The 20373-nt window shown below is 34.9% G+C and carries 28 protein-coding genes and 2 tRNA genes; 20 read left to right on the forward strand and 10 right to left on the reverse strand.

Annotation, left to right across the window (positions count from 1 at the left end; all coding sequences use genetic code 11):
* Positions 1-53: 53 nt before the first annotated feature.
* Positions 54-440: a hypothetical protein gene (locus tag ACOQN3_RS08875; protein WP_420546107.1), complete on the forward strand. Its 387-nt coding sequence runs from the start codon at positions 54-56 to the stop codon at positions 438-440.
* Between the two features lie 7 nt (positions 441-447).
* Here the strand turns inward: ACOQN3_RS08875 and ACOQN3_RS08880 are convergent.
* A tRNA-Leu gene (locus ACOQN3_RS08880) sits at positions 448-569 on the reverse strand.
* 88 nt (positions 570-657) lie between these two features.
* Here ACOQN3_RS08880 and ACOQN3_RS08885 point away from each other — a divergent pair.
* Both ACOQN3_RS08885 and ACOQN3_RS08890 read left to right on the forward strand, forming a co-directional pair.
* A tRNA-Thr gene (locus ACOQN3_RS08885) sits at positions 658-731 on the forward strand.
* Positions 732-879: 148 nt separating this feature from the next.
* Positions 880-1743 (forward strand): DNA adenine methylase, encoded by an 864-nt coding sequence (locus ACOQN3_RS08890; protein WP_420546108.1) that lies wholly within the window; start codon positions 880-882, stop codon positions 1741-1743.
* A gap of 82 nt (positions 1744-1825) precedes the next feature.
* On the opposite strand, the gene ACOQN3_RS08895 is transcribed toward ACOQN3_RS08890, so the two are convergent.
* The 3 genes from ACOQN3_RS08895 to ACOQN3_RS08905 form a co-directional block, all read right to left on the reverse strand.
* Positions 1826-2476, reverse strand: coding sequence for an ammonia monooxygenase (locus tag ACOQN3_RS08895; protein WP_048079293.1), 651 nt, complete (start codon positions 2474-2476; stop codon positions 1826-1828).
* A 139-nt stretch (positions 2477-2615) separates the two neighbouring features.
* Positions 2616-2978, reverse strand: coding sequence for a hypothetical protein (locus ACOQN3_RS08900; protein ID WP_420546109.1), 363 nt, complete (start codon positions 2976-2978; stop codon positions 2616-2618).
* Positions 2979-3104: 126 nt separating this feature from the next.
* On the reverse strand, positions 3105-3668 hold the full coding sequence (locus tag ACOQN3_RS08905; RefSeq protein ID WP_299291478.1) for a methane monooxygenase/ammonia monooxygenase subunit C: 564 nt from the start codon (positions 3666-3668) through the stop codon (positions 3105-3107).
* A 256-nt stretch (positions 3669-3924) separates the two neighbouring features.
* Here ACOQN3_RS08905 and ACOQN3_RS08910 point away from each other — a divergent pair, with 256 nt between their 5' ends.
* The 3 genes from ACOQN3_RS08910 to ACOQN3_RS08920 all read left to right on the forward strand — a co-directional run bounded on the left by ACOQN3_RS08910 (position 3925) and on the right by ACOQN3_RS08920 (position 5466).
* Positions 3925-4494 (forward strand): methane monooxygenase/ammonia monooxygenase subunit B, encoded by a 570-nt coding sequence (locus ACOQN3_RS08910; RefSeq protein WP_420546110.1) that lies wholly within the window; start codon positions 3925-3927, stop codon positions 4492-4494.
* A gap of 97 nt (positions 4495-4591) precedes the next feature.
* Complete coding sequence (locus ACOQN3_RS08915; protein WP_420546111.1) at positions 4592-4906, forward strand: hypothetical protein; 315 nt, start codon at positions 4592-4594, stop codon at positions 4904-4906.
* 38 nt (positions 4907-4944) lie between these two features.
* The gene (locus ACOQN3_RS08920; RefSeq protein WP_420546112.1) at positions 4945-5466 is read left to right on the forward strand and encodes a hypothetical protein; all 522 of its coding nucleotides are present in this window, start codon (positions 4945-4947) and stop codon (positions 5464-5466) included.
* 105 nt (positions 5467-5571) lie between these two features.
* Here ACOQN3_RS08920 and ACOQN3_RS08925 read toward each other — a convergent pair whose 3' ends face one another.
* Together ACOQN3_RS08925 and ACOQN3_RS08930 are read right to left on the reverse strand one after the other, a co-directional pair.
* Positions 5572-5841, reverse strand: coding sequence for a hypothetical protein (locus tag ACOQN3_RS08925; protein ID WP_420546113.1), 270 nt, complete (start codon positions 5839-5841; stop codon positions 5572-5574).
* Between the two features lie 112 nt (positions 5842-5953).
* A complete protein-coding gene (locus ACOQN3_RS08930) occupies positions 5954-6286 on the reverse strand; it encodes a hypothetical protein (RefSeq protein ID WP_420546114.1) in 333 nt (110 codons plus the stop codon).
* Positions 6287-6410: 124 nt separating this feature from the next.
* Between ACOQN3_RS08930 and ACOQN3_RS08935 the strand changes: the two genes are divergently transcribed.
* The 14 genes from ACOQN3_RS08935 to ACOQN3_RS09000 all read left to right on the forward strand — a co-directional run bounded on the left by ACOQN3_RS08935 (position 6411) and on the right by ACOQN3_RS09000 (position 18494).
* Complete coding sequence (locus ACOQN3_RS08935) at positions 6411-6860, forward strand: 30S ribosomal protein S15 (protein WP_420546115.1); 450 nt, start codon at positions 6411-6413, stop codon at positions 6858-6860.
* On the forward strand, positions 6860-8281 hold the full coding sequence (locus ACOQN3_RS08940; RefSeq protein WP_420546116.1) for a DHHA1 domain-containing protein: 1422 nt from the start codon (positions 6860-6862) through the stop codon (positions 8279-8281). Before ACOQN3_RS08935 ends, ACOQN3_RS08940 begins: the two co-directional genes overlap by 1 nt.
* Positions 8244-8486 (forward strand): KEOPS complex subunit Pcc1, encoded by a 243-nt coding sequence (locus tag ACOQN3_RS08945; protein WP_420546117.1) that lies wholly within the window; start codon positions 8244-8246, stop codon positions 8484-8486. The genes ACOQN3_RS08940 and ACOQN3_RS08945 overlap by 38 nt, the downstream gene beginning before the upstream one ends.
* The gene (gene serS, locus ACOQN3_RS08950) at positions 8486-9751 is read left to right on the forward strand and encodes a serine--tRNA ligase (RefSeq protein WP_420546118.1); all 1266 of its coding nucleotides are present in this window, start codon (positions 8486-8488) and stop codon (positions 9749-9751) included. Before ACOQN3_RS08945 ends, serS begins: the two co-directional genes overlap by 1 nt.
* A gap of 40 nt (positions 9752-9791) precedes the next feature.
* Positions 9792-10403: a 30S ribosomal protein S3ae gene (locus tag ACOQN3_RS08955; protein ID WP_420546119.1), complete on the forward strand. Its 612-nt coding sequence runs from the start codon at positions 9792-9794 to the stop codon at positions 10401-10403.
* 20 nt (positions 10404-10423) lie between these two features.
* Entirely contained in the window at positions 10424-10852 is a 429-nt protein-coding gene (locus tag ACOQN3_RS08960; RefSeq protein WP_420546120.1) for an RNA-binding domain-containing protein, read from the forward strand.
* Between the two features lie 187 nt (positions 10853-11039).
* Positions 11040-12497, forward strand: coding sequence for an NAD(P)/FAD-dependent oxidoreductase (locus tag ACOQN3_RS08965; RefSeq protein ID WP_420546121.1), 1458 nt, complete (start codon positions 11040-11042; stop codon positions 12495-12497).
* Between the two features lie 41 nt (positions 12498-12538).
* Entirely contained in the window at positions 12539-13330 is a 792-nt protein-coding gene (locus ACOQN3_RS08970) for an AAA family ATPase (protein WP_420546122.1), read from the forward strand.
* Positions 13331-14893, forward strand: coding sequence for a VWA domain-containing protein (locus ACOQN3_RS08975; protein WP_420546123.1), 1563 nt, complete (start codon positions 13331-13333; stop codon positions 14891-14893).
* Positions 14894-14953: 60 nt separating this feature from the next.
* Complete coding sequence (locus ACOQN3_RS08980) at positions 14954-16498, forward strand: pyridoxal-phosphate dependent enzyme (RefSeq protein ID WP_420546124.1); 1545 nt, start codon at positions 14954-14956, stop codon at positions 16496-16498.
* Positions 16499-16502: 4 nt separating this feature from the next.
* Positions 16503-16958 carry an ASCH domain-containing protein gene (locus ACOQN3_RS08985; RefSeq protein ID WP_420546125.1) on the forward strand — a complete coding sequence of 152 codons (456 nt, stop codon included), beginning with the start codon at positions 16503-16505 and terminating at the stop codon, positions 16956-16958.
* Between the two features lie 57 nt (positions 16959-17015).
* On the forward strand, positions 17016-17579 hold the full coding sequence (locus ACOQN3_RS08990; protein ID WP_420546126.1) for a TATA-box-binding protein: 564 nt from the start codon (positions 17016-17018) through the stop codon (positions 17577-17579).
* A 25-nt stretch (positions 17580-17604) separates the two neighbouring features.
* Positions 17605-17826 carry a hypothetical protein gene (locus ACOQN3_RS08995; RefSeq protein ID WP_420546127.1) on the forward strand — a complete coding sequence of 74 codons (222 nt, stop codon included), beginning with the start codon at positions 17605-17607 and terminating at the stop codon, positions 17824-17826.
* Positions 17827-17894: 68 nt separating this feature from the next.
* Complete coding sequence (locus ACOQN3_RS09000) at positions 17895-18494, forward strand: hypothetical protein (protein WP_420546622.1); 600 nt, start codon at positions 17895-17897, stop codon at positions 18492-18494.
* On the opposite strand, the gene ACOQN3_RS09005 is transcribed toward ACOQN3_RS09000, so the two are convergent.
* The 4 genes from ACOQN3_RS09005 to ACOQN3_RS09020 form a co-directional block, all read right to left on the reverse strand.
* Positions 18480-19211: a hypothetical protein gene (locus ACOQN3_RS09005; protein WP_420546128.1), complete on the reverse strand. Its 732-nt coding sequence runs from the start codon at positions 19209-19211 to the stop codon at positions 18480-18482. The two genes, ACOQN3_RS09000 and ACOQN3_RS09005, sit on opposite strands and share 15 nt — an antisense overlap.
* An 83-nt stretch (positions 19212-19294) precedes the next feature.
* On the reverse strand, positions 19295-19519 hold the full coding sequence (locus ACOQN3_RS09010; protein ID WP_420546129.1) for a hypothetical protein: 225 nt from the start codon (positions 19517-19519) through the stop codon (positions 19295-19297).
* An 86-nt stretch (positions 19520-19605) separates the two neighbouring features.
* Positions 19606-19854: a hypothetical protein gene (locus ACOQN3_RS09015; RefSeq protein ID WP_420546130.1), complete on the reverse strand. Its 249-nt coding sequence runs from the start codon at positions 19852-19854 to the stop codon at positions 19606-19608.
* Positions 19855-19910: 56 nt separating this feature from the next.
* Positions 19911-20213: a hypothetical protein gene (locus ACOQN3_RS09020; RefSeq protein ID WP_420546131.1), complete on the reverse strand. Its 303-nt coding sequence runs from the start codon at positions 20211-20213 to the stop codon at positions 19911-19913.
* Between the last annotated feature and the right edge of the window lie 160 nt (positions 20214-20373).

Consider the following 20373-nt stretch of genomic DNA (forward strand, 5'->3'; position numbering starts at 1 on the left):
AAATAAAACATTAAATAGATGAGTACCTTAATGTACGGTAAGAGGAAAGTAAATTGCCAAAAGCTGGATTCAAATCAATAACAGTATCAGAAACAGTTTATGATAAATTCCATGAGGTTTATCAAAATAGTAAAGACGAGCTTGTAATGAAAGGCGTTAACAGCTTTTCAGGTTATGTAACGTACATGTTAGAGGAAATGATGCAAAAGGATAAGACCTTTGCACGATACGCTCCAAAAATAGAAAAAATTTCAGTAGATGATGATCGAGTTATTCTAAAAGACAATATTAAAAATAGAATCGCAGAAGTTGCAGTTCAAAAAGGAGAGTTATTTTGTCAATTATGTGAAGAGAAAGATTGTGTTCATGTCGGATTTGTATTTTCATTACCAGATGTTTACGAAGTGCTAAACGCCAGAGGAATAAAACATCCAAAATAAAACAAAGTGGAGGAGGTGGGATTTGAACCCACGAACTCCTGAGAGACAGGATCACCCATTATTTGATCTTAAGTCCTGCATGTCCAAAAGCACAAAGTGCTTACTTTGGCCAGGCTTGATTACTCCTCCAAAGTTGTAAAAAAATGTGTGAAATTTAACAGTTTAGAGAGTTTGAAAGCATGAAGAATTATAAGGATTTCAGATAGGGATAATTTGTGCTTCGATAGCTCAGCCTGGTAGAGCGTTACCTTGGTAAGGTAAAGGTCGCGGGTCCGGATCCCGTTCGAAGCTTTTCAATTTTTAAAATTATTGTTCAAAAATGGATTTTTGTCAAATTTACGAAATTTGTATTTAAGCTATTCTGAGACTAGGAAAAAGTTAGTCCAAGATCAATTTTTTTTATGTTCTGGACTGTTAAAAAATTCTGCAATACTAATTGTTGAAACAAGAATATTCTCAGGTATCAACTGTCATCCCAAAACCATTTGTAAAATGGGCAGGAGGAAAGCGTCAACTGATTCCAATTCTAAATGAGAATTTGCCAAAGACATTTGAGGCCTACTTTGAGCCATTTATTGGAGGTGGTGCTTTGCTCTTCCACATCCTCACTGAAAGAGATGGCCAAAAATGCAGCATCTCAGATTTGAACTCTGATCTGGTTTTGGCTTATACCACGATTCGAAACAGAATTGATGACCTAATTTTATCTCTAAAAAATCACGAAAAAAACTATCACAAGGATTCAAAATCATATTATTACTCTGTCCGAGAATCAAACCCAAGAAGCGAGATCGAGAAGACATCAAGATTGCTCTTTTTGAACAGGACTTGCTTTAACGGATTATACAGAGTTAACAGCAAAGGGAGATTCAATGTTCCACTGGGACGTTACACAAATCCAAATATCGTCAATGAGGAGAACCTTCGTTCTGTTAGCTCCATACTCCAAGCAAGCAAAGTCTCAATCAAATGTCGCGATTTTGGGGCAGTTCTAAGGGATGCCAAAAAAGGAGATCTAGTGTATTTTGACCCCCCATACCAACCAGTCAGCGATACTGCCAATTTTACAAGTTACACAAACAAGGACTTTACATATAGGGACCTTGAAAGACTAACAGACCTTTGTAACAAACTGGACTCCAAAGGGTGCAAAGTGTTATTGTCAAATTCAGATTCAAAACAAGTCTCTGACATGTTCTCATCAGAACCCTGGAAAATAAGCAAGATTCAAGCAAACCGTTCTATCAATTCTGATTCAAGAAAGAGAACAGGCCACTTTGAATTGCTAATAAAAAATTATTAGGTTTTTAGAGTTATTTTTTCAAAAATGATCTAGAGTTAACACTAGTAGTAGATAATAAAATGAAAAGGAAAAGGTTGGGTTTTTAGTCCCACTTTGACCATGCGGCCATCCATCTGTAAGTCCAAGTATTAAGCTTACAACCTAACGCTGCAAACGTACATCCCAATACTGCACCTGCACCTGCACCGAGAGCAACTGGGCTGTTATAGAACTTACCTACTTGCGGTTCGATTGGTGTCATGTATGGTGGCAATGTTGGTCTTGGATACTTGAATGCCGTTTCAAGTGGGTCTGCTACTGTTATCAGGTTCACCATGTTGAACAATGGTAAAGACATTCCTACCAGTACGCCTCCGAACAGTATCAAAGAGTGTTTGTTCTTCTTTGTTGCCCAGTAAACCAAATCCAACAGCATCGCTGATGGTAGCCAAACTGGAGTTACAATGAAGTCATATGGGTATCCAAGTGAAAACCATGCGGCTTTTGCTACCCATGTGTATACTGTCATAATAAGAGCGTAGTACGTTGCTGTGCCTGGAACGCCTGTAAATGTTAGGTAATATGTTGCACCTACAATAAGCATCAACGTTTGCGATATTGAGAATACCGTGTACGAAGTCCAAGCCCAGTCAGTGTAGAAGATGTAGTCTCCTGCATTAATTGTTAACAGTGTAGAGTTAACTGCAACTACTACTATGAACAAGTAGTGTGTACATCGTCTTAACCAGACCATATCCAGTTAGGCAAATGGTCAGTATATAAAATTTTAGAGTTTGATGAAGATCGTTGTTTTAAGCAAGAAAAAATGCATGCATTAGAAATTCTTTAAGTTAAAATGAAAAAGAAATGTGTCCGAAGGGGTTTCCTTCTGGTTATCGACCAATAAACAGTACTACGAAGAGACAAAATGCAGCTGCACCAGCTACACTTGCGCCAACTATACCATTACTGTTCTTATTGGAACCTTCTTCCATGACTTTAACACAGAAGATGTAACCTATTGCTATAATGATTGTAAGCACGATGAATGCAAAGTGACCACTTGCTGTAGGATATGCCCATGGATAATAGAAGTACCCAGCTGCAGTACCACCAAATGTTGCCAATATTGCTGCCCAGAATGAAATGGTTATCATACCAGTCATGTTTTCAACGCGTTTTCCAATCATTCGTTCTACATCAGCGCTTGATGAACCACCAGCACCGCCAGAACCGAATCCTTTTGGAAGAGTCATTATGGATTTAATACGATTCAGAATACTTTTAAGTCTTTCTTAAACGGACAACTCTAGTACGATCTACGGCTTTTTGGAAGAATAAAAGATAAAAAAATGTGCTTTTGCACAATTTTGTTTTCTTGTCTATGGGATTGCTCTACTGTACAATTTGCCTTCTAGGGCCATCTTGTACATTTCTGCAACATATGGATTCTCACCAGGAGTCTCTGCACCTAATTCTACGAGTCTAGCATATACTCTGACTACGTATGCAAGTGCACCCATGAATGCTACTACAACACCCATGTTAAACATCCAGTGATTTGGTACTGCAAAGATTTCCTCTACAAACCAGAAGTGCCACATCTCATTGACTCCAATTGTAAACATGGTTGCAAGGTAACCAAGAATAGTCATCTTCAAACCAGTGTTCATTGAGTTATTTGGACCTCTGAGAACTGGTACTTTTCTATCATAGATTGCTGCTGCTCCCCATCCAAGTGGTAATGCAACAAAGTGGGAATACAGCCACCAGTGTGCTGGTGTAAATGCACTGTCTCTGATAGAAGTTTGGTGTAGAGAACCATCAACGAAGTTATCTACTTCGACTGATGCTGCAGTTGACCCCATAGCAATAACGATGAGCCAGATTTTCTTTAGTCTCTGAATCTCAACTTCTTTTGGGATTAATGCGGGCATCTGTGCCATGATAGTAATCATGTAAATTAAGAATATAAAGCAAGAGTTTTAAAAACCTGGATTTTATATTAGAGATTTTTAATTTTTTCTAAAAACTTTTGAAATTTTTAAAAATTTAAAATCAATTTAATGTAAGTTTTATATTAGAAATTTTCAATTTTTATTGTTAAACACTAGTGTTAAACATTTGTCGAAACGTCGATCTACGCAATGAAGGTAAAACATATAACGACGTATATTGTTGTTGTCAATATTAGGGATAACTATGGTCGAAAAAAAGATTTTCGTATTAGGACTAGGTGTCGTACTTGCACTAGGAACATTAGGTTTCGATTGGGTTGAAGCCATACTTCCACCTGCAGACGCACACGGTGTCCAAGCACAACTCCAGAGTCGTTTCATTAGAATTGAAGATGAAACCTTCAACAGACAATCCCTGGAAACTGGTGAAACCTTGATTCTTTCAGGAACACTAGTCAGTCTTGTAGAAAGAGACCTAAGAGGATGGCTATCAATATTCTCAGAGTCAACCAACGCAGGTAACAGATGGGAGATGCTCGCAAGAGATCCACCAGGAAATGTCTTTGACATTCCAGGAAACGCAGTCATCGATTATCAATTATCTGCAAAAGCACTTGAACCAGGTGTATACCATGTACACACCCAACTCAATGTAGCTCAAGTAGGTCCAGGACTAGGTCCAGGTCAAACAGTAGTCGTAGAAGGAGACCCAATTCTCAAACCAATCCCATATACCAACATCGCATATCAATCAATCATGATTGGTGTTGGATATGTCATTACGTTTGCAACACGACCCTGGCAAGTAATCTAAAAAACCCAACCTTTTCCTTTTCATTTTATAGTAAGTCCTAGTGACAACTAGGAAAAACAAAATTAAATTTTAATTCGAAGTAGGACATAACCATTACATGATCAGTTTTAAGATAACAAAATTAGATATTTTTCAAAGTTATTTTTTCGGAGAAGTTGAATTTAGATCAGACAAATTCAAGGTAAATATTCAAAATCAGAGAAGAGGGAAGGTACTAAAATTACCCTTTGAGATAGAGCCAAAAAATGAAAAAGTTGTAGTTCGTTTAACAGGAGACAATGATCTGTTCGTGGAAGACTATCTTCCATATAAAGGAGAATCAGAATGGGTAGAAATTGACTCAGATGAGATTACATATTTTCTAGCTGATCATCAAGACCAACTAGACATAATTGAGATATCATACGAATAAAAGAAAGGACTTTAAGGTATTTGTCCAATTCCAAAATAATGAAATGGGTAGGAGCAACTGATCCATATAAGAGGAAAAAAACCATCAAGTTCCTCATAATAAGCGCCCTAATTGGTGCTGGAGCAGTATTACTAACTACCACTTTAGTAAACCCCACAATAGCTAACCAACCACATAATGCTTGTATTGATGACTTGGACACCACTTGGAAAATATCATTTACATTTGAAATGATTAAAGATGGGCTAAAAGCTGAAGTTCAGCCAAATATTGGCATTACTGAAGGATGTCAAAGAGCGATATACACGCTTTCTAATGATGGTACCGTATATGCAGAGTGGATAGAAAATCCCAATTTTGAAATAGGACATTTCCTATACATTTCAAAATTTAAAATCAGAGATATGGAAGAATCAAAAACAGAAATTTATGTAAACGATAAGTTATCAGATCATGGTCTTAAAACTCCGATACAAGACGGCTATCATTACAAAGCAGTATTTACGTCAAAAGCATATGACGAATCAAAAGATTCAGACTTCCTACCGCCTGAGAATTAGTCATCAGAACATTTGCAGACTGAGAAAAATTGGTTTTTCAAATAAAGATACTATTAGCAAGTGCTAAAGGACTTAAAAATAATGAAAAGAAGAAAGGAAGTGATTTTACCAGTATTTACCGTTGTCTGGAATTAGACCGATACCTTCTCTTTCAAAGTGTCTGTCCAATTCATCAACCCATCTCTCACGGTTGTCCTTATAGGCCCATCCGTGTACACGTAACCAGAATGAGATAATTCCAAGAAGGAATACTGTAAACATCATGGTTCCGAAGATGTAAATCATTACATCATAGAATAATGGATCATAGTTTGGTCCCAATTGTCCCGTAAGTGATGACAGGATGCTCAGGAAATTTCCTACGATAGGAGTCATTGTATATTTTCACTCTATTTGTGCGATATATACATTTCTTTTATTATCAAAAAGGCCGAGATCAGCATACGCTAAGATATGACTAATAAAATAAGAGAAAAGATAGGTTTGGTTATCCTCTGCCCATTGCTGCATATTTACCAGATCTTCCTCTAATGAAGAATGCACCTGCAATACCACCGAATACTGCTCCTGCAATAACGGAGGCACCAACTACACCACTTGCATCAAGGTATGGAGTTCCTGATCCAGATGAGGGATTTGCTTCAGCAGATTCGATTCTTCGTCTCTGAAGTTCAAGTGCCTCTTCCAATGTGTAAGATCCAGTAGCACCATCACTACCAACGTTACCCATGTACTGTGCAAATGCTACTGCACCGTCTGCGTAGTAACCAATAGTGAAGACAGCAATTAAGGATGCTGCTAAGAGTATCTTGTTATTCATACCGTTTACCTGTTCGTTTTGGGGCCAGTGACTTATTTAACTTTTATTCTAAACCCCAAAAATCGATATTATGTACGAGATCAGTATAAGTAACGTTTAATTCTGTTCTTTATTGTTCAAAATCATGGGACGAATGCATACGCACAGACATGGGAAATCACATTCAATTAGACCAGCTACGTTACGTGCGCCTTCATGGATTACACAAAGCCCAAAAGAGATTGAAGAATTGGTTATCAAGTATGCAAAAGATGGTTTAACACCTAGTCAGATAGGAATTAAATTGAGAGACCAACATTCGATTCCATTAATCAAACCAATCACGAAAAAAAGCATAGGTGAAATTTTAGAAGAAAATGATTTGAAGGCAGAGATGCCTGAGGATTTGGAGAACATTGTCAAAAAAGCAGTAGGACTTCAAAAGCACCTTAAGGCAAATAGAGGAGACAGGAGAAATGTCAGATCCTTAGAGCTAATTGAGGCTAAGGTTCACAGATTGTCTGTATACTACAAAAAAATTGAAAGAATTCCTAAAAACTGGAAATATAAATCAGTTGTAGCACAACTAGAGTGATGACAAAAGTCTTAGACGAGTCACTTTCATATTTCAAAGATAAGATATCAGAATGCATTAAGAATAACAAATCAATTTCAGTTACAACACATATTGATTGTGACGGACTAACATCTGGAAGTATAATTACCAAAGCATTAGTTAGAGCAGGAGCAAATTGTACTGTAAGAACATCAAAAGAATTTAGTGAAAAGGTAGTAAAATCTCTCAAAACAGACTCGAGAGATTTTCACATAATAACAGATTTGGGCGGAGGGTTTGCGACAAATTTAGATGACGTAATAGGGGATGATTGGATTGTTTTAGATCATCATCAAATTCCAGATAAAGAATTTGACAATCAAAATGTCATCAATTCTTGGAAATATGGAATCGATGGAGGTAACGATATTTGCGCTGGAGGCATGGCATATCTTGCATCCATGGCCCTAGATGATAAAAATTCAGATTTATCAGCAATTGCATTGATAGCAGCATTAGGGGATAGACAAGATCAGGGAGAAAGAAAATCATTTACAGGAATGAATTTTGAGATTGCAAACACAGCAAAAGAATTAGGACTAGTAGATATCGATTTAGACCTGTTACTAGCAGGAAGAGAAACAAGACCACTTCCAGACTCGTTAGCATTTACAGCACATCCGTTCATTGAAGGATTAACGTGGAACAGAGGAGCATGTCTATCTCTTCTTAATTCTTCTGGAATTAACCTCAAGGAAGATGGCAGGTGGAGAGTACCATCCGAACTTGATGAAAATGAAAAAAGACAGGTTATCGAATCAATTAGCAAATTCATTTCAGACAAGAACAGTACTGAAATGATGACAGAATTGATTGGATATACCTATACATTTCCCAAAGAAGATAGGAGAAGTTTCCTCAGAGATGGAAGAGAGTTTTCAACAATGCTAAATTCTTGTGGTAGGATAAACCGTTCTGGTGTAGGAATTGCTATTTGCATGGGAGATAGAAATAAGATTCTAAGAGAAGGAGAAGAAATCTTAGCAGATTATAGAAAAATGATAAGAGAGTATATGAAAATTTTAGCAAATGAAAGATGGCGAATTTCGGAAACAGAGACCTGTGTAATGGTAAATGGAGAAGATATTGTGCCTGAAATGATGACTGGAACTATTTCTTCCCTAATTGCAGGTGCCCCTAAAAATTCTGGAAAAATTGTCATATTGAGGACTAAAGGTGAAGAAAATACAATAAAATTCTCATCTAGAAAATCATTTAGTTGTAAATCAAAAATCAACCTAAGCGACATAATGAGACGTGGAGCTGAAAAATTTGAAGGAATTGGAGGCGGACATGATGCTGCAGCGGGTGCAAAAATAACTAAAGACAAATTAGATGAGTTTCTCAATTACTTGGAAGTAAATGTCGTTAAATTGCAAAGTACAGATAACAATCAATAATATTCCACAGGAAAAAGCCGATACGGTGAAAAAAGCATTAGAGCCAGACAATGTTGATTTTCCAGAAGGTTTGAGCATGAATATACAAAATATTGATAATAAACTAATTTTTAATTTCGAGAGTAAAGAAAACATGAAACACATCATTGGAACAATTGATGAGGTGTTGGAGCATACCAAGATTGCTTTAGAGGTAATAAAATAATGTTAGATCCAAAAAAAATCAAAGAAGACTCACAAACCATTAGAGAGATGTTAAAAGCAAGATCAATAGAATTTGATCTTGACAGACTGATAGATTTAGATCATAAAAGAAGAGAATTGATTACAAAAACTGACGACTTGAGAAAGCGTAGAAATCAGGTAGCTTTAGAAATTTCACAAAAAAAGAAAGAAGGAAAGTCAATTGAAGAAAGCCTAGTGGAAATGAAGAAAGTTTCAGATAACCTGGCAGCACTAGAATCAGAACAAGAATCCGTCAATGGAGAATATTCAAAATTAATGTTAATTATGCCAAACCTAATTCATAAATCAGTACCAATTGGTCCAGATGATACTGCCAATGTACAGATACGAAAATGGGGAAAAATTCCAAATTTTGATTTTAAAATAAATGACCACATAGACGTTTCTGAAAATTTAGATTTGGTAGATTTGGAGAGAGCTGCAAAAGTTGCAGGGGCTAGATTCTATTATCTTAAAAATGACCTAGTAAGACTAAATCAATCATTAATTCATTTTGCACTCGACTTCCTTTCTGAAAAAGAGTATTCATTAATTCAACCACCATATATGATAAACAAAAAATCGATGGAAGGTGCAATTATTGCAGATGATTTCCAAGAAGTGATCTACAAAGTTGAAGATGAGGACTTGTATATGATCGGAACATCAGAACACGCCATGGCAGCAATGCATCAAAATGAGATTATTGAAGGAAAAGATCTTCCAATAAGATATGCAGGAGTAAGTCCATGTTTTCGAAAAGAAGCTGGTGCCCATGGGCGGGATCAGAAAGGAATTTTCAGAGTTCATCAGTTTGACAAGATTGAACAGTTTGTATTTTCGAGACCAGAAGATTCATGGGACGAACATGAAAAAATGTTAAAAATTGCTGAAGATTTTTACAAAAAATTAGAGATACCTCACAGAGTAATGTTACTATCTACAGGAGACATGGGAAAGGTTTCGGCTAAAACTTATGACATAGAAGCATGGATGGCAGGTCAAAATGCATACAGAGAAATAGTATCATGCTCCAACTGTATGGATTTCCAATCAAGAAGGCTGAAAATTAGATTTAGAGACAAGACAAATGAGGAAACCAAGTACTTACACACACTAAACAGTACCTTGATTGCAACATCTAGAATTTTGGTTTCAATAATGGAAAATTTCCAAACCAAGGACGGGCATATAAAGATCCCATATGTTTTACAGAGGTACATGGGCAATCAGAAAGAGATCTAGTAACATACCCTTATATTTTGGATTCAAAGGTCGGTAATAATTGGCACGAAGAAAAGGTAGAGTAAAAGACAAGTGGCGTGAAAAACGCTGGATTACGGTTAATGCTCCAGATTCGTTTAACAATGTTCCAATAGCATATGTGCCAATTACAGATGATGATAACGCTTCAGGTCGGGTTTTAGAAGTAACACTATATGATATTCTCAAGGGAGATCCATCACAACATCAATACAAGATATATTTTCAAATTGACAAAGTAGATGGAGATAAGGCATCAACAATCTTCAAGAGATTTGAATATTCAAAGGAATTCTTACGCAGTCTTGTTAGACGTGGTTCCTCAAAAATTAATTTTATAATCGATATCAAAACAAAAGACGGATACATTTTCAGAATTAAAGTAATAGCACTCACACACAGACAACTCAACACATCAAGAAAACATGCATTGAGATTAATTGCAAGGGACGTAATCAACAAAACAGTTCCCGATATGACAATAGAGCAATTCGTCCAAGCAACATGCTACAGCAAGATTAATTCAGATATTATGGCTGCATTTAAGAAAGTAATTAGAGTAAGACATGTGGGTCTAGAAAAAGTAAAACTAATCAGAACTGCAGAAAAAGAAACAGTTCTACTTGAAGCATAAGTAAGAAATTACTTTTAATTATGCCAGACAAGATTGAGATCACAATCGATGTAATAATCCACGCTACAGAAGATCCATCAAAAATATTTGCGGCGTTTAAAGAAACATTTGATCTGGATGAGGAGAATTTTACAATCAATAATACAGTAGGGCATTACGAAAATCCAATAATCATGTTAAAGGTCAAAATAATCAAAAAACAGGCACAAGTATTGCTCAAAAAACTACTTGATTTATTGAAAAAAGATCAAATTATGAAACTTATTGAAGAGATTGATGAAAGAACAGTAGACTCTAGGTTTCATTTTAGGTTAGATAAACAAGAATTAATCAATGGAAATGTAATCATTAACGAGAGGGGCATGATAAAAATAAAAATTCACACTCCAATTTACAATAAAAAAGACAAAATACAATCATTTACAAAAATTTTTCAGATTGCCAACTAGATTAAATAAGAATAACAGCCCAATTCAAGTTGGGAATGAGGAAATAACAGCCGCTCCAGTCTGAGCGAAAGCTTTGAAGACGCCGCGACGAACCGACCCACATTTGAGTCGTTTAACAGCAGTATGCTAACTAACACCATATACATGAGATGTATTATTTTAAATACCGACATACAGACCTCATATCGTGGCAGACTATGATGTAATAGTGGCAGGAGGAGGCCTTGCAGGTACAATTACTGCACAAGCAATATCTCATTATTCAAATCAAAATTTGAAAATTTTAGTTGTTGACAGAAATTCAGAATTATTTCCAGGTAGGAAATCCCTAGCAGGTTGGGTATGTGGAGATGCATGTTCAAAAGAAGCAGTTGATTTTATGTCAAACAGAATCAAGGTAGAATGGACAAGACCCGAAATTGAACACGACGTTAAAGGAGTAATGGCATTTTCGCCAGACAGAGAGACAGCAATACCCTTTGATGGAGCAGGATACATGCTAAATCGTCAAAAGTTACCAGAGATTCAAAACGAAAGATGTAAAAAAATGGGAATTGAATTCGAATATGAAATTAATCTCACGGGTCTGATTTATGAGGGAAAGCAGGCAACAGGAGTACAAGGAATAGACAACAAATCAAAACAACCGTTCAAAAAAACTGCAAAGGTAGTAATCGATGCAACGGGAGTTACATCAGTGCTCAGAAACGGACTCCAAAACTCAACCAAAGTAGAAAAGCGAATTGATAGACGAGATTTAGAATCAACTGGAAGATACATTATGTATTTTGATCAGGCGGAAAAAGATCTTTCGGAATTTGATCCTGATTATTGTATAATTCATCTAGACCAAGATATCGCTCCAGGTGGATATGGATGGGTCTTTCCAAAGGGAGATGACAAAGTCAACATAGGTCTAGGTGTTGAAAAATCATTATTAGAAAAAAGAAATGCAAGATTAGGTAAGAAAGACTCTGTAGAATCATTAATGAAAGAATACTTGGAACGAAATAAAGCAATAAAAAATCCAAGACTTTCTGAAGATCCTGAAGACATAAACAACAATTCTGGAGTTTTTCAAGTATCAGTTAGAAGACAAAATGATTGCTTAGTTTCAGGTGGTTACATGTTAGTTGGAGATTCTGCATGGATGCCAAAACCTATTGATGCCGGAGGAATTGGACCGGCATTAATTGCAGGAACAATTCTAGGAAATAATGTTGCACAAGCAATAGAAGCAAATGATGTTTCAGAAGCTGGTCTATGGCAATACAACCTTGATTTCATTAAAGAATATGGCTACAAAACAGCAGGGCTTGAATTATTCAGAAGACTTGTACAACAAATGACAAATGATCAGATAAGTTATGGTATGAAACATTTCCTAGGAAATCTAGATGTAGAATCAATTAGTAAAGGAGAACATCCAGACTTTTCAGGATTAGGAAAAATTGGGATGATAATCAGAGGTGCAATGAACAAAACCGTTGCAGATGGTCTTAGATTCACATCAAAAGAAAATCAATGGTTAGTGGAACACTACAATGAATATCCAAAGGATCCATCAGGATTTGATGAATGGAATAAAACACTTCATCAAAGAATGGATGCTGCGTTTATGAAAGTAGAAAAATTCGGAAAATAAGATCTAATATTAAATATTGTTGAATTCAACAAAAAAATACTTTGGAACAAATATCTTATTTAGATTGGAATAATTCTGCTCAAATTCTAGAAAAAGCATATGAAACTGGACTTTTTGTGTTAATTATAGGCCCAAAAGGAACTGGGAAGACATCACTTGTAAGAGATTTTGCGAAGAAAAAAGGCATTAATTTAGAATCGATAAATTTTAGTCTTAGAACAAGAGAAAGTCACCTAATAGGAACAAAAACTCTCAACGACGGAACTGTGAGTTTTGATGAAGGACTTTTGATAAAATCGATGAGAGAAGGAGATATGCTTTATCTTGACGAGATCAATTCAGCAGAAGCAGATGTTTTACTGAGATTAGATGAAGCTTTGGACGATAGACGTCAGATTGCATTAAAAGAATCAACGGGAGAAGTGGTAAAGGCAAAAGAAAACTGGTTTGTAGTAGCTACAATTAATCCACTAACCCATAGTGGAACAAAAGAATTACCACCACAGTTGTTAAGTAGATTTCCAGTCAGAATAAGATTAGAATACCCTCCTGAAAACATAGAGCTTGAAATTGTGAAGAAACATGTATCTGGACATGAAGCAGAAATAATCCAAGCAATCAAACTTGCAAATACCCTAAGACAAGCAGCAGCAGTTGAAGAATTATTTTACTCTCCAAGTTTAAGAGAAACAATTGCTTTTGGAAAATTATTAGAGAAAGGAATGTCAGCAAAAGAAGCGGCAAATTTTGTTTTTGGAAATGTGTATACGCAATGGGGAAACATAGAATATCAAAAAGTAAGCGATATCATCACATCTATGTTTGGAAGCTAAATGCAATCGATTCAACTTCAAAATGATTCTCTAGTAGAAATTGCAACATTTCTAGTTAGAAGATGGTCTGAAAAAGACAAAATGATTGTAGAGATTTCAGATAAAGTTGAAACAAAAACAAGACTAAAAGAAAACAAAGTCATCCTAACCCCACTAGAAAAAAGAATAGGAAATAATTTTCAAAAATACAGACAATTTAGAACTTCGTTATGGTACGAGGCAATGAGAATAAAACATTGTAAAAAAATCCTGAGTGATGATCATGCCTTTGGGTTTATTCTAAATACACTAGAAACACAAAGGGTTGAACAATTGGGTAGAAAAATATGGAAAGGGATGGATGAGGAAATAATTTTTAATTATGCATACATGCTAGTGTCTAGACCTCAGCTTCACACAGTATATGGTAAAGCAAGAATTGTAGAGGCATTTTATCAATATTTTATGTTTGGAGCAATCAAAGGAGAAATTCAATCAAATAATTTTGAGAGAATCAAAAAAGCCACAGCCCTTGGAAAAAAAGTTGTGGGTAAAGCTATTGAGGAAGAAAGAGATACGGAATGGCTTGAAAAACATGTAGGTGAAATTGTAAAAATATTAGATATTGATTCGCTATTGACCATTCCAGTATCTCTACCATTCATGAAGGCAGGAATGGCATTAACTGAAGAGGAATTACGACGAGTACTAAAAGTGATTTCCAAGAACAAGGAAGGAGATTTCGGTAGCGTAGATACAAATGCTATTTTGAGAGGAGACAATGTATATGATGAATATCGAGTATTACTAGATGAAAATAAGAAAACAGAAAACAAAGGGTTAGCACCTGAACCCATAGGAATTCAAACGCCTACTACCAAAAATGTTGATGAAACTGTAATTTATGATCTGAGCCTAATTAATGGATTAAAAATAAAATTCAAAGAATGGAGATCAGGATGGAAGGAAGAACATCTCAGATCTGGAGATGAATTTGACGAGGAGAACTACATTGAAGGATATGAACCATTTTTTACGGATGTAAAAAAATCAATTAAGACCAAAATTGTAATTTTATTAGATCATTCGTCTAGTATTGCATCAGATGCATTAGAGTACAAGAAGGCAACACTAGCACTTTGTGAAGTTTTATCATTTCTAAAGGTAAAGTTTGCAGTTTATGCATTCAGTACTCAAAATAGGACTGTAGTGTGTTGGTCAATAAAGCCAGATAATATAAAATGGAATAATGTTACAGCAAAAAGACTTGCTCATGTAGTAGCAAATGGATCCACACCACTTGCAGAAGTATATGATAAGATGTTTCCGGTACTACAGGCAAAAAGACCAGATATTTTTTTGACTTTGACTGATGGAGAACCATCAGATCCAGATGCAGTAAGAACCATGATAAAATCATTCAAAGGTTTAGGAATTAACATGGTGGCACTTGGATTAGGCCCAAACACCCTTCGAGCAACAACAATAGCAGATAATCTCAGACACTTAGGATATGAGAAAACAATGGCAGTCAGTAGACTAAACGATATTCCCAACAAAGTGATGAGCATACTGGAGGCATAATTATGATAAATGCAATCAGGATATTTTATATGAGTAAATATTTGAGGTTGTCTAGATAAAATGTCAGAAACAGAAGTAGATAATATCCTACTTGAGAAATTCGAACAAGAAATTTGGAACAAAATACCACATATTGAAGGAGATAAGGTGGTCAATCCGACACCATTAGTGGATTTAACAAATGATCTAAAAGAATGTGCAAAAAATATTTACAAATTTGATATTTCTAATGAAGATCTTAAGGTTTATGGAAAATTCGATGCAAATTTGGTTTCAGGATCCATTAAAGTCAGACCGGCTATTCACATAATGCATGATGCCATTAAAACTGGAAAGCTGAAAAACGGGCAGACAATAATCGAAGCAACTTCAGGCAATTTTGGAATTGCGTTAGGTCAAATGTCAAAATTGGGACTAACGGTCATTTCGCTTGTTTCAAGAAAATTACAAGAGGGAGTCTTCAAGGAATTAAGAAATGAGAATATTCGAATTATGGATTTGGATATGGACATATGTCCAGCACCAGGAATGAAAGATGCAGATGCAGACGCACTAACAGCCAAGGCAACTGCTGCAAACATTCGATCTCAATTGACCGAACTTGGTTTTGATCCTACAAAGTTTGATGATTCGATTTCTGAAATTGAAACACTATTAGCTGCACAAGACATCATTAATCTGGCTAAACTGATTGCAAAAATCTACAGTTGTTTTTGTCCAGAACAATACGATAATGAATTAAACATTGAAGCTCACAGAACAATCACAGCAGTAGAAATTGAACAACAATTAAAAGAAAAGGGAGATTCCTTGGAGGATTACAGATTACTATGCGCCTTTGGCACAGGTGGGACTTCTGGTGGACTAAGCAAATACATGAGTGAAAAATATGGCAAAAAAGCAATTCATGTGGTCTTTCCATCACCTGGACAAGATGTTGCAGGGATTAGAACCAAGGCCAAGGCAGATGGTCTAAAATTATACAACCCACCAGCATATGAGGCAGAACATGAAATTGACTTTGAGCAAGCAAAACACCTCTTGAAATTCTTTGTAGACAAAGGTCACAATATTGGTGAAAGTACAGCTCTTGCATTGTATACTATTTTACAAATGCTAAGTAACGGAGACAAAGGAGGGAAATTTGTTGTTGTTGTTGCAGATGGAATTGAAAAATACAGGAAAAATCTAGAAGCAATGTCAAGTAATCAACGCATCCAAGTTTCATTACAAGATGCAGCGTCAAGTGTTCAAGATTATGATAAGATAGTTTGGGTTCACACACAATACACTCCAAAAGAAGAAGGAATTGAGATAATTGCAAAAGCTCTAGGAGTGGACAAAGGAAAGATTTCAGTTCCCAAAGCAAGTACGATTGGGAAATTATTAACAACTCAAGAAATCCCAGAAGAATTAAGCAAAGAATTAGAAGGAACAAAAGGGAAATCTTTGTTGATTTGTATGGCGGGAAATACTTCGTTGATGGCTACAAAAGTTCTTGCAAGCAAAGGCATAGTCACAGAAAGTTTGAACGGCGGAATTACCAATCTACCTGAAGGTCAAGGAAAAAATCCTGGTGAATATATTCAGATAGCCAGAGAATAATATCTTGAAATGCCTTTCAGTGTCTCAACCGTTTGCAGATCTTATTGTTTCAGGTAAAAAGACTATAGAATTACGAAAGTGGAACACAAATTTTCGCGGAGAATTTCTTGTACATGCCCCACTAAAGATCAGAAAAGAAGATGTAAAACGATTCAAAATTAACAAGAAATTGATAACTGGTGCAATTATTGGAAAAGCAGAATTGTATGATGTAAAAAAATACAATACAAAAAAAGAGATTATCGAAGATAAACAATTTCATCATGCGGGAAAAAATTTTCAAGAATCAAAATACGGATTCATGTTAAAGAATGCAAAACCATTCAATGTTCCTATCCCATGGAAAGGACAGCTTGGTTTTTTTGAGGTAAACATGCCTAAAACAAAAATTGCCAATAAAAACATCATTTCTGACATCATTGATGAAGAATACAGATACCAATGGATAGGGCATCATTAAGCTCTTTCAAGAAGATATGACTAGTATATATAAAGGGAGTATTTAAAGTCCGTCGTTATGCCTCAAACAAAACCAATAGTCAGCGTAGAAAATGTTGTTGCATCTGCATCAGTTGATCAAAAAATTGATTTAAATGAAATTACTGAAAAATTTCCAGATACAGAATATCATCCTGAACAATTTCCAGGACTTGTTTTTAGACTAAATACCCCAAGAACTGCAACCTTGATTTTCAGAACAGGTAAAATGGTTTGTACAGGAGCTAAATCGGAAGACATGGCAATCAAAGCTGTAAATACAGTGGTACAAAAATTAAGAAAGGGAAAAATCAAAATTAAAAACGATGCAGTTACCACAGTCCAAAACATAGTTGCAGCAATTAATCTAGGTGGAAAGATCCATTTGGAAAAAGCTGCAAGAACACTTCCAAGAAGTATGTATGAACCAGAACAATTTCCAGGATTAATTCATAGGATGTTAGATCCAAAAACAGTAATTTTGTTATTTGCATCAGGAAAGTTGGTTTGTACAGGAGCTAAAAAAGAATCAGATGTATACCGTTCTGTGCACAATTTACACTCATTATTAGAAGAAAAAAATCTAATGATTTATGACCAATAAATGGTACTTATCATAATTTCAAAAGTTGACCAACAATGATTTTGAGCAAGAAAAGATCAAACTAACCCCAGAGACAGGTTTTTCATTAGTAGGAATTGACTATTTTTCAGAACCTGTAAATCAATTGTATACAGTAGAACATTTTGAGATGTATCAAGATGCATTAAATGCTAAAAAGAGCAGAAAAAATCCAGATGAATATTTTATTTTGTATAAAGGTGCAGGGGGAGAATTTTTTTCTAGATAAACAGAAAGACTGCTAACTTTACTAAATTTTACAAAATATCTTATCATTTGGCCAGAATTTTAGAATTTATGGCTAATGAAACAAGTGACCTCATTGACAATATTTACCAAAAGGAAGATTTTGACCATTCTATTCACAAAAGCGGAAAATATCAAGAAATTCGTAAAAGTCCAAAAGCCAAGTATCAAGTATTTGATGAGGTAGAGTTTACCAGAGGCAGAGAAGTTTTAGGAAATTTGATAGTACACGGGATGGTTTCTTCTGGAGGTACAGATGTAGACTGGCTTGTAGAACACAAGGGAGGATTTGTGATTTTAGAATTCAAGGGATTTCACAATGATAAGATAAACATTCCAAAAGGTCAGATGATAGCATATGAGACATTACATGAAAAATTAAACCAAGCTACAAGATGTTATCTTTACATAATAGGATGCGATGATATTGATTTCTCGGATCCAGATTCAATTGTATGGGTTTTTGAGATGAAACAATGGAAACGAAAAATAATTCCAAAAAATACCACAGACATTTTTAACAATGATTCAAACAGGCAAAATAAATTCATAATATACAGAGAATACATGGAAGAAATTAGTGTGGAAGATTTAAGGAAAATAATGGATTCTCACTGGAAAGAATTTGAATTGATGTCAAGCAGTAAATGAAAAGGTACTAGATGTTGTTTCAACACCATTATCTACCTTAATGGTATATGTGCCAGATGAATCCCATCCCGGACCACCTGCTATTGCAAGCGTTGAATATTTTCCATTACTTTTTATCGAAATTTCATCTTTCCATACAAGTTCATTTTTCTGATTTGTAATTTCAATAACAGCAGTTCCAGATGACTCAGAGAATCCACTTATTGAAATTAGATCTTTATGGTTATACGAAGCCAAATCGGTTTGAATCGACAAGGCGGCATTAACTGAAGTAATAGGATCATTTTCTACAGGAGATTTTGGATCATTTGAAAAGGTAGTAAATGAAGCGCCAGCTGCAATTATTATTACTAAAATAACACCTACAATACCCAACATTATTTTTGAATTTTTTGATGAAGTAGAAGATGTGCGAGATGGGGTAGAGGGAGATTTTTGTTGCTGAAATGTTTGTGTTTTGTGAGTTGAGTTTGTTTCAGGTAGAATGACATCAGGGACCGATGGTTTTTCTTCAACAGGGATTTGAGGAGGACTTTGAGAACTAATCTCAGGTCTTCTTCCCAAGTGAGTCTCAGCCAGTTTTTTAACATAATTTCTCTCATAATTGCTTATTACTTCATTATTTTCACATGCTCTAAGAATCTGTTTGAGAATTCGATCATCACCAAAATCTTTGTCCAAAAGAGCCTTTACATCATCTAAGAGACGATCATCCATATGTTGTTCTCACCTATTGATTATTTATGATAAACTAATTAAATTTGATTGGTTATTTGTGCGTAAAACTGTGGTTTTTAGGCTCAAAGTAAATCTGCTCCAAATTGGGTTTGACATACTTTCTTGTGAATCCATTTTTCAAAAAAATATAATAAATTTTGAATTTTTGGGTTTGTAGTTTTGAGGTATGGAAACATACCTCCAATTTTTGTATGTATTTTCTCAATTTCTTTTATTTCTTCTATTGTGAACATGTCTGAATTATGATCTGACTCAGACTCTAATAACTTGGAAAAGAATTTTTTCATTATGACTACCTATTATAGGTAAATCATTTTTGTATTTGTTTCTGATTCTTCTAATTTTATCGAAATATTTCTGATCTTCTTTCAAATTAGTAGATTTTGTTATTCCAGTCTTCCAAATGATCACCTCCTCCAGAACCATTTGTAGAAAAATCATGAACAAAAATATTGTTTCTAGGGCTTCTAATCATTAGTATAAACCATTTTGAATCGTTCCTGACAAAATTCTCTAGTTCTTTATCTTTTGAATCATTTTTCATTACATGTTCAAATAATGAAGTAAAATTATTTTTTAATTTAGAAGGTAAGGAGAAATCAAAATTTTTTATTATTGGCACTAATTTATCTAACAAAAGTTTTGTGTGAACAAAATACATCTCAGTATCAATTTCAATTAATTGGAAGAGATGGGAATTTCATTATCTAGATTGTCCTTTTGTTGTTCAGATAATGATTTGTCAAAAAGATCTTCAGACCGCAAATCCATTAATTTACGATACTCATTGATATACGCTGTTCTCCTTTCTAATAATAAATTAATTTTTTTAATTTGTAGATAAATCATCCATTTCCAATATCCAATTTTTCTATATTCTTGAATAAATTCTTCATCATTAACAAATTTAGAAATTACAGGTCCAGTTTTACCAATCCAGAAAGAAGTATCTAGTTTACCAATATTGTATTTTTTAGACATAATACTTACTCAATTAATACATATTTTTTTAACATTTTTAGTTAATTTCATAACAGCCATAAAGATTATGAATTATCAAAACAGTTAAGGGTTCTATCTAACCACATGATATTTTCTCACATAAAATAATACATCACTTTTGGTAAGTTAGTTATGAATA

It is taken from the genome of Candidatus Nitrosopumilus sp. (assembly GCF_965223225.1).
In the GTDB taxonomy this organism is placed as follows: domain Archaea; phylum Thermoproteota; class Nitrososphaeria; order Nitrososphaerales; family Nitrosopumilaceae; genus Nitrosopumilus.